General features: G+C 74.0%; 9 protein-coding genes. 2 read left to right on the top strand and 7 right to left on the bottom strand.

Annotated features, from left to right (window positions below; all coding sequences use genetic code 11):
- Nucleotides 1–318: 318 nt before the first annotated feature.
- Together ABTX81_RS31975 and ABTX81_RS31970 are read left to right on the top strand one after the other, a co-directional pair.
- A complete protein-coding gene (locus tag ABTX81_RS31975) occupies nucleotides 319–1056 on the top strand; it encodes an HAD family hydrolase (RefSeq protein ID WP_350552962.1) in 738 nt (245 codons plus the stop codon).
- A gap of 142 nt (nucleotides 1057–1198) precedes the next feature.
- Nucleotides 1199–1924 carry a hypothetical protein gene (locus ABTX81_RS31970; RefSeq protein ID WP_350552960.1) on the top strand — a complete coding sequence of 242 codons (726 nt, stop codon included), beginning with the start codon at nucleotides 1199–1201 and terminating at the stop codon, nucleotides 1922–1924.
- Between the two features lie 92 nt (nucleotides 1925–2016).
- On the opposite strand, the gene ABTX81_RS31965 is transcribed toward ABTX81_RS31970, so the two are convergent.
- From ABTX81_RS31965 to ABTX81_RS31935, 7 genes are all read right to left on the bottom strand, one after another.
- The gene (locus ABTX81_RS31965; protein ID WP_350552958.1) at nucleotides 2017–3336 is read right to left on the bottom strand and encodes a VWA domain-containing protein; all 1320 of its coding nucleotides are present in this window, start codon (nucleotides 3334–3336) and stop codon (nucleotides 2017–2019) included.
- Between the two features lie 93 nt (nucleotides 3337–3429).
- Nucleotides 3430–4236: an enoyl-CoA-hydratase DpgD gene (gene dpgD, locus ABTX81_RS31960; RefSeq protein ID WP_350552956.1), complete on the bottom strand. Its 807-nt coding sequence runs from the start codon at nucleotides 4234–4236 to the stop codon at nucleotides 3430–3432.
- Entirely contained in the window at nucleotides 4233–5537 is a 1305-nt protein-coding gene (gene dpgC, locus ABTX81_RS31955; RefSeq protein WP_502892899.1) for a (3,5-dihydroxyphenyl)acetyl-CoA 1,2-dioxygenase DpgC, read from the bottom strand. Before dpgC ends, dpgD begins: the two co-directional genes overlap by 4 nt.
- Nucleotides 5538–5581: 44 nt before the next feature.
- Nucleotides 5582–6298, bottom strand: a complete 717-nt coding sequence (dpgB, locus tag ABTX81_RS31950; RefSeq protein WP_350552954.1) for an enoyl-CoA-hydratase DpgB — start codon at nucleotides 6296–6298, stop codon at nucleotides 5582–5584.
- An 11-nt stretch (nucleotides 6299–6309) separates the two neighbouring features.
- Entirely contained in the window at nucleotides 6310–7467 is a 1158-nt protein-coding gene (dpgA, locus tag ABTX81_RS31945; RefSeq protein WP_350552952.1) for a 3,5-dihydroxyphenylacetyl-CoA synthase DpgA, read from the bottom strand.
- Nucleotides 7468–7623: 156 nt separating this feature from the next.
- Nucleotides 7624–8946, bottom strand: coding sequence for an aminotransferase-like domain-containing protein (locus ABTX81_RS31940; RefSeq protein ID WP_350552950.1), 1323 nt, complete (start codon nucleotides 8944–8946; stop codon nucleotides 7624–7626).
- Entirely contained in the window at nucleotides 8943–9131 is a 189-nt protein-coding gene (locus tag ABTX81_RS31935) for a hypothetical protein (RefSeq protein ID WP_350552948.1), read from the bottom strand. The genes ABTX81_RS31940 and ABTX81_RS31935 overlap by 4 nt, the downstream gene beginning before the upstream one ends.
- Nucleotides 9132–9173 lie beyond the last annotated feature (42 nt).

The raw sequence follows: 9173 nt of genomic DNA, 5'->3' as shown, positions 1-9173 counted from the left end.
AACAGCTGCTCCGGGTTGGTGCCCTGCCCGCTGCCGCCGAGGCCGGGCGGCATCGCCAGCGCGAGCCGACGCCTGGAGCGCGCCGCCCGCCAGGTGAGCGCGGAGACCAGGCCGGCCACCGTCACGGTGGTGAAGCGCCCCCGCGACGGCCATGCCCAGGGCCGCCCGGCGGTGTACGGAGAGCCAGGAGTGCACCGACGGGCTCCGCTGCGGGCGGGGAACGGCGGGGAACGGGCAGCGGCGGGCGCCGGTGCAGCGGGCCGACCGCCGCTGAGGTGCACACTTCACCGCGGCCCGGGACCGTGTTAGCGTCCTCCGATGTCGAGGATTCTGGTCACCGATCTGGACGGCACCCTGCTCGGCGGCAGCCCGGACCAGCGGCGGCTGCTACGGGACGCGTTGCGCCACCACCCCGAGGTGACCCCGGTCTTCGCCACCGGCCGGAGCCTCGCCTCGGTCCGCGAGGTCCTGCGCGACCCGCTCGTCCCGCGGCCCCGGTGGATCATCGCCGACGTCGGCGCCACCGTCGCCGACGGCACGGACTTCACCCCCGTCCACGCCCTGCAGGAGCGTCTGCGGACCGGCTGGCCGGGAGCGGGCCGGGTGCGCGCCGCGCTGGCCCGCTTCCCGGACCTCGCCTACCAGCACGACGTCCTCCAGGCCGGCCGCTGCTCCTACCGCCTGGCGCCGCGTCACCTCACCGACGAGCTCACCGCCGCCGTCGGGGCGCTCGGCTGCGCCTGGGTGTACTCCGGGGACCGCTACTTCGACGTCCTGCCGCCCGCGGCGTCCAAGGGCAACGCCGTGCGCGCCCTGGCCGGCAAGCACGGCTGGCGGCCGCAGGACGTCCTGGTGGCCGGCGACTCCCGCAACGACCTCTCGCTGTACACGCTCGGCGCCCACGCGGTGGTGGTCGGCGGCGCCGAGCCCGCCCTGCTCACCGCCCTCGCCGGGGACCCCCGGGTGCTGCGCCCCGGCCTGCCCGGCGCGGCCGCCATCCACGCGGCCCTGACGGCGCTCGGCTGGCTGGCCCCGGAGCCGGGCCCGGCGCCGTGATCCGGGGCTTCCGTGACAGCGCGTCCGGGTGAAGCTCGCGAACCCACCGCGCGACGGGGCGGCCGGTCGTACCCGATCTGCCACCCTGGGGGCCCGCCGCCGGCCGCCCGGCCGGCCGGGTCCCGTCCCCGAGGAGGCCCCCATGACCACCCCCGACGTGCTCGCCCAGCCCGAGGAGGCCGACGCCCCGCCACGGCACGGCCACCGCTTCCTCCTCATCGGCACCAAGACCGTCTTCGTCTACCACCTCCCGCTCTACTTCGTCCCCGTCCACGCCTTCCAGCTGATCAGCAGGTTCGGCCTGGCCCAGACGCTGCGCGACACCTACCTCAAGGACCTCGGCGAGAACGAGGACAAGCAGGTCTACTACTCGCTCTTCTCCGAGGGCCACTGGCCGCTCCAGGAGATCGTCGACGGCACCCGCACCTCGCTGCCGGTGGAGCTCGAACGGGTGACCGTGGACAGCTCCGGCAGCCGGACCTTCACCAAGATCCTCGACGAGACCACCGCCACCTGCCGCAAGGAGGACGTCGTCCTCTACCAGCCGCTGAACGCCACCGCCTACCCCGACTACCTCACCTATCTCGCCTTCGGCCAGGGCGACGAGATCCACCTCGCCCACCAGCTCGCCGCCTCCCCCAACTGGGACGAGGTCATCACCACCGTCCAGCCCACCGGCTTCCAGCAGACCGACCTCGACCACGCCGCCGCCGTCACCATCCCGGCCATCAAGGACCCCAAGGGCGTCGTCACCAAGAGCCCCCTGACCAAGGGCCAGTCCTACGAGGGCACCATCGGCTCCCGCAAGGTCGCCTTCACCGCCGGCCGGCAGGGCTGGTGGAACCACACCAGCCTCAACAACCTGTAGGGTCCGTCGTCAAGCCCCCGCCCGCCGGGCGACGCCGAGGACGGCGCCCTGGACGACCGCCCGGTCGCCGTCTTCCCCCCGCCCCGGGCCGCCTACGCCAGGATGCCGGCCCGGCGGGCGGCGGTGACCCAGCGGGGGAACTGGGACAGCAGCCGGTCGTAGAGCTCCGGGTCGGGGAGCGTGCTGATGTCGTCCACCGAGAAGAAGCCGACGTTGTCCACGCGCCGGCCGGGCAGTTCGTCGAAGCGCTGCAGCACGCCGTAGTTCGACCGCCCCAGGCCCACGAACTGCCAGAACAGCGGCTCCTCGACGGCCTCCCGCAGCTCGCGCTCGATCTCCGCGTTGCGGTAGACGCCGCCGTCGGAGAAGAACAGGACCAGCGTGGGTGCCCCGGCCGGGTGCCGGCGCACGTACTCCCGGACCTCGGCGATGACCTTCTGCTCCTCGTTGCCCACGCCGACCTCCTTCATGTCGACCTCCCCCTCCGGCAGCGGCGAACGCCGCCGGCGCCGGCCGAACAGACCGCTCAGCTGCCCGACCCGCACGTGCCGCAGCCACTCGGGCAGGTCCCCCGCCCGCAGATCGGGCAGCCTGGCCGGGTTCGACGCGAACGTCCAGGCCTGCATGGCCCCGTCGTCGTCCAGCTGGGTCGCCACCGCCACCATCCGCTCCACCACATCGGCCACCACGCCCCGGGCGTACAGGCCCGCCATGGACCCCGAGGCGTCCAGCACCAGGACGACCCGCGCGACGATCCCCGTCGCCCCGTGCTTCTCCAGACTCACCGCCACCTGCCGTTTGCGCAGCGACAACCGCTCCCGCATCTCGGCGGGCAGCCGCTCCTCCTCCACCACCGCCCCCGCCACCCCCGCGCCGTCCTCCTCCACGGTGACCCCGAAGTCGGTGGCGAGCCCGGCGAGGCCCGAGTCGTACCCCTGCCCGACGGCGCGGAACCTCCACCGCCCGCCCCGCCGGTACAGCTCCCCGCCGATCAGCACGGTCTCCGGGCCGGCCGCCATCTCGTAGCGCGCCAGCTCGGCCTCCGTCCCCACCTCGACCAGTCTCAGCGACAGCCCCCGCACCTGCCCGAACACACCCCCGTCCACCGACCCGGCCAGCACGATCCGCTCCACCCCGGCCTCCACCGCCGCCAGATCCACCTCGACCCGGTCCACCACCGCCCCGCCGCCACCGCTCACCTTCCCCAGATGCCGCACCGCCCCCGAGGCGTGCCGCGGCTGGTTGTAGAACACGAAGTCCCCGTCCCCCCGCACCCGCCCGTCCCCCGCCAGCAACACCGCCGACGCGTCGACATCCGGCCCACCCGCCCCGGCCACCCACCCCAGCTCCGCCCGGACCGCACCCGCGTCGACCGCCACATTCGCACCCGTGCTCAGAGATCGCTCAGTCATGCCCCCAGTCTGACCGACCCGGCCCCGGGGCCCGCGGCGTCGCTCGACCGGAGCGACGCCGCGGCCCCGCGGCCACGGCCGGACCCGACGACCTCAGCGTCCCAGCCAGCGGGGCGGACGCCCTTCGGCGAACGCCCGCGGCCCCTCGACCGCGTCCTCGCTGTGCCGGCGGCGGCCCTCCCACGCGTACGAGGCGGAGAACGCCTCCTCCAGCGGAAGGTCCACCGACCGCATCACCGCCTCCTTGATCGCCCGCACCGCCAGCGGCGCGCTGCGCAGCAGGTCCGCGGTCCACTCGGCGACGCAGTCGTCGAGGTCCTCGGCCGGTACGACCTGGTTGACCAGGCCGAAGCCCAGTGCCTCGGCCGCGGTCATCCGCCGTCCCGTCAGCAGGTACCCCATCGCGGCCTTGAGCGGCACCTGCCGGGCGAGCCGGAAGGCCCCGCCCGCACCCGGCACCAGGCCGAGCCGGGCCTCCGGCAGGGCGAACACCGCCCGGTCCGAGGCGACGATCAGGTCGCAGGCGAGGGCCAGTTCGAACCCCCCTCCCAGCGCGTAGCCGTCGACCCGGGCCAGCACGGGCTTGGACAGCCGGAACCGCTCGGTCAGCCGTGGCCAGCCCGGCTGGCCACGGCTGCCGAAGCTGGTCCGCGGCGCGCCCCGCGCGTCCAGCCGGGCCCGCTCGCGCAGGTCCTGACCGACCGAGAAGGCGCGGTCACCGGCACCGGTCAGCACCGCGACCCGGATCCCGTCGTCGGCCTCGACGTCGTCCCACACCGCCGCGAGTTCCTCGTGCGTCCGCAGGTCCATCGCGTTGAGGACGGCGGGACGGTCGAGCGTCACCCGCGCGACGTGGTCCTTCTTCTCGTACCGGACACGAGGGCTCTCGTCCCCGCTCACTCCGCACCTCGGGCCGGGGCCCCGAGCGTGAAGCGGCCGGTCTTGTCCAGCACGTCGGAGCTGTACAGCCGCAGGGCCTGCTGGACGGCGAACTCGGCCATGTAGCGGCGGAACTCGTCGACGCTCTCCTCCGCCAGGTTCACCATCCGCCGGTTCGCCAGCACGGCCGGTCCGCGCAGCCGGCCGAGGGTCCGCTCGATCGCCTCGTCGAGGTCCTCCGGCTCGTGCACCTCGTCGACCAGCAGCCGGGCGTCCGGCTCGCGCGCCCAGATCCGCCGGCCGTCCAGGATCACCTGCCGGGCCAGCCGGCTGCCGGCCCGGCGGGCCAGCCGGAGGTTGGCGGCCCCGGGGACGATCCCCTCCTTGGCCGCGGGCAGGCTCAGGAACGCGTCCGAGGCGGCCAGCACCCGGTCGAAGACCAGCAGGAGCTGGGTACCGCCTCCGATGGCGAAGGTGTCCACGGCGGCCGCCCAGGGCTTCTCGACGGTCCGCGACGACCAGTGCGCGCCGGAGTCGTCCCACAGGCCCCGCCAGATCTTGTGGATGTAGCCGAGTTCCCGGCGCAGCAGGAAGTCGACGAGGGAGATGCCGCCACCGTGCAGGGACTTCAGATTGATGCCGGCGCTGAAGACCCGTCGGCCGCGGTAGCGCGGATGCGTCATGACACCGCCGCGCAGGAGGCCCACCTCGACCGCGGGGTCGAGCAGCGCGAGGTCGACGGCGGTCTCCATGTCGTCGATCTGCCGGTCGTCCTCCGCGTTCAGACAGTCCTCCCGGCACATCGTCAGCCGGGCCACGCCGTCCACGCGCTCCAGGCGCACGGAGCCGAGATCGGCCTTCCCGTCCGCCCGGAAGTCCGGCAGCAGGGCCAGCGCCCGCGGCGTCGGACGCAGCATCGCGTCGACCAGATGGGGGCCGGACCGGGGCGAGCGCAGGACCCGGCCGAGGAAGAGGCCCTGGTCGATCTCGTGCCCCTCCTTGGCCGCCTGCGGCCGGCCGCGTTCGGCGGCCAGCCGCTCCTCCGTGGGCACCAGCCCGGGGAAGGCCAGCGCGGCGGCCCGGACGAGTTCCCCGATCCTGAGGTGACGGCCGCGGCCCTCGGTCAGCTCGTGGTAGACCGCGTCCGTGTGGGCGTCGAGGAAGGCGGCCCGCACGGTGCGCGCGGCCTCGACCGCGTTCAGGGCGGCCGCCCGCTGCTCCGCCGAGCGCCGTTCGGGACCGGGCAGGGCGGCCAGCAGCTCGTCGGTGCGCAGGGCGGTCCCGGCCAGGGCCGTCCGGGCGGCGGGCAGGGCGCCGCCCACCACCCGGACGGCCTCCGGCACGCCCGCCCCGACCCGGTCGCGGATCACGGCGCGACCTCGACGGCCGCCGCCCTGCGCAGCGCCCGGTCGCACGCCGCGAGGTGGACGCCGAGCGCCTCGTCGAAGCCGGTCGCGACGGCGTCGTCCAGCAGTTGGCGGCGGATGGCCAGCTCGCTCCCGGAGACGGCGCCGGCGCGCGCGGCGGCCAGGGCGCGGGCGGTCGCCCGGTCGGCCGCCACCTCGTCGAGCAGCTGGAGCGCCAGCGCCTCGGCGAGCTCGACCGGTGTGCCGAAGAGCACCGCCCTGCGGATCGCGGAGGCCCCGGCGCCGCGCCGGGCCAGCCGGTAGACGGCCATCCCCGGCCAGGTGGCTCCGCCGTCGACCGCCGGCACCAGGCGCGCCGCGCCGGTCGCGATGCGGTAGTCGGTGGCCAGCAGGGCGTCCAGGGCGATCCCGCCGCAGTCGCCGTCCACGACGGCGACGGTCGGAGCGGGGAGCCGTTCGAGGCGGCGGACCGCGCGTTCCCACTTGCTGACGGTCGCGACCGTCAGGTCCCCGGGCGGCCGCCCCTCGGGGCGGCCCGACACCTCGACCACCACCCGGGCGCGCGCCGGGTCGTCCTCGGCGGCGTCGCAGACGCCGTTCACCGCGGAGACCGACTCCGCCGAGACGGGCCGGCGACCGTCGATCCTCAGCAGCAGGACGTCCGGCTCCGTCCGGTCGGCGTGCTCCGGCGAGGCGGCCGTGATCCTGTTCCTCATCTGCTTACCCCTCACCACTGCACCAGTGCGGTCTCGATCGTCGAACCCGGTCCCATGGTCATCAGGACGCCGTACTCGCCGGCCCGGGTGACCCCCTCCCGCAGCAACCGCTCGTAGGAGAACAGGAAGGAACCGCTCGACAGGTTTCCGAAGTCACGCAGCACGCCGGTCGTGTGCCGCACGTCGTGGCGGGTGAGCCCCAGGTTCACCCGCACGGCGTCGATCACCTTCTTGCCGCCGGAGTGCACCAGCCAGTGGCTGACGTCGCTGCGGCGCAGCCCGGCGTTGCCGAGCAGGCGGTCGACGACCTGCTCCGCGTTGGCGCCCACCACGTAGGGCACGTACGGGTCCAGGTAGAAGCTGAACTTCCCCTGGTCGCCGTCCCAGTCGTAGCGCATCGCCTCGGACGCCTCGGTGATCAGATGGCTCGCGAAACCCAGGACGCGCGGGTTGCCGGGTGCCGGCGGACCGTCCGCGGACCCGTGGGCCGTGTCCGGGCCGTCGGCGACCAGGGCGATCGCGGCCGCGCCGTCGCCGAAGAGGCTGTTGACGACCGCGGTGCGCATGGTGCCGTCGATCACGTACGCGGCGGAGCAGGCCTCCGAGCACAGCAGCACGGCGACCTTGCCGGGGTTGGCGTGGGCCCAACTCGCGGTCGCGTTGAGGGCGTTGAGGCCGGCGTTGCAGCCCATTCCGACCACGTCCACCCGGCTGGTCCGGGGCGGGATCCCCAGGTCGCGGATCAGCAGCGCGCTCAGTCCGGGGGTGAGGAATCCGGTGGTGGTCGTGCAGCAGAGGTAGTCGATGTCCGACAGCTCGATGCCCGCGTCGTCGAGGCAGGAGCGGATGGCGCGGGCCCCCATCTCCAGGGCGACCCGCTTGTGCTTGTCGAGCAGTTCGCCCTGCGTCTCCGGGAGGACGGCGCCCTCGGCGTCCCGGGGCGGGACGGAGAGGAAGCGGCGCTCGATGGCGCTGTTGAGGAAGACCGAGCGGACCTTGGGATCGGTGATCCCGAAGATGTCGAGCAGCTCGGACTGGGTGTACGAGATCCCGGTGGTCGCCGTGCCGACACCCGTGATGCGGGCGACGCCCGCGCCGTTCTTCGGATCGGGGCCGGCCGGCTCCAAGAGGCCGGTGCCGGCGGCCGGAAGGCTCAGGCTCGTGGTCATCGGAAGGTCCACCCCCACATCCGGGTCTTGCTGCGAACGAGTCGTACTGCTGCGCTCACGTGCTGAGCCCCTTCTCTGTCCGACGGGGCCCGCGACGGTTCGCCGCGGGCCCGGTGCCACCCGGCCCCGGACGGTCCCGGGGCCGGGGCGGCGGCCTCAGGTCCCGGCCGCCTGGTCCTTGATGAAGCGCGCCAGCCGCTCGACGCCGTCGGCGATCTCGGCGTGCGTCAGATAGCTGACGGAGAGCCGGATGACCCGCTCCCCGCCGCCGCGCGGGTAGAAGTAGGACATCGGGGTCCACAGCACCCCGAACCGCTCCGCCGAGCGTTCCAGCGCCGCGTTGTCGGCGTGGAACGGGACGGTCAGCGACAGGAAGAACCCGCCGCTCGGCTCGTTCCAGCGCACGCCCAGCGCCTCCCGTTCCCGCGCGGGGAACGCCTCGGCGAGTCGGGCCAGCGTGGTCCGCATCGCGTCGCCGTAGTACGCGGCGGTCTCGACGTTCAGCTCGGCGGCCCGCCCGTCGGCGGAGAGCAGCATGCCGGCGACGACGGCCTGGCTGAGGGAGGGCGTGTTGACCGTCACCATGCTCTTGATCTTGGTGAGCTCGGCCGCCAGGAACCCCGGCCGTCCGGCGGCGTCCACCACCGGCTGGTCCGCGACGGCGTACCCCACCCGGGCGCCGGGGAACAGCGTCTTGGAGAGCGAACCGAGGTGGACCACCCGCCGCGCCCGGTCGAGGGACTTCAGGGTGGGCAGCTGCCGCCCCGGGCTGACCAGCCGGTACGGGCTGTCCTCCAGGATCAGGAAGTCGTACCGGTCCGCCAGGTCGAGCAGTTGCCGCCGGGTCTCCAACGGGATGGTGGTTCCCGAGGGGTTCGAGTGGTCGGGGGTCACGTAGAAGGCCCGGGGCCGGCGACCGCGCGCCCGCTCCGCGACGACGGCCGCCTCCAGGTCCTCGCAGCGGAATCCCTCGTCGCCCTCCTCGACCGGGGTGAGGTTGGCGTCCAGCAGGGCGGCGACACCGACGATTCCCACGTAGCACGGGCTGGACACCAGGAGGACGTCCCGCGGATCCCGGATCAGCGCCCGCACGGTGAGGAACATCGCCTCCTGGCAGCCCACCGTGACCACCACCGACTCCGCCGGGACGTCGATGCCCTCGTCCTTGCGCAAGGAGTCCGCGATCAGCTCCCGGATCTGCCCGCTGGTCGGCCCGTACTGGAACAGCGCGGAGCGGATCCGGCCGGGCGAGGCGCCGTTGGCCTCCAGGTGGTCCAGGTAGCGGCGGAGGTGGTCGAAGATCTGCTCGGTCTCGAAGAACCCGTCGTAGGGACGGCCGGGTGCGAAGGAGACCGCCTCCGGGTAGCGGTGGGTGATCTCGTTGAGGAAGTTCATGGTGTCCAGCACCGGGTCCGCGACACTGGCGTGGAGGTGCGCCGTGGACAGCGGCGCACCCGGCTCCAGCCCCGGCCGGGTCATCGGGCCACCGCCGCCGCCCGGGTGGACGCCACGTCGTCGCAGGTCAGGGCGATGCCGGCGACACCGTCGCCGAAGGCGTCCAGGGACGTCCAGATGCCCCGTCCCGAGGTGACGACCAGGTGATCGACGGCGGGTCTCCTGTCCCGCGTGTACAGCTCGACGTGGGCGATCGCGTGCACAGCCAAGATCGGCTCCCAAGAATTTCCGACGGACGACGGACGACGGAC

Source organism: Kitasatospora sp. NPDC097605 (assembly GCF_040302725.1).
Taxonomy (GTDB): Bacteria; Actinomycetota; Actinomycetes; order Streptomycetales; family Streptomycetaceae; genus Kitasatospora.
Note: the sequence above shows the minus strand (reverse complement) of the source record. Positions and strands in the feature narration are given on the sequence as shown.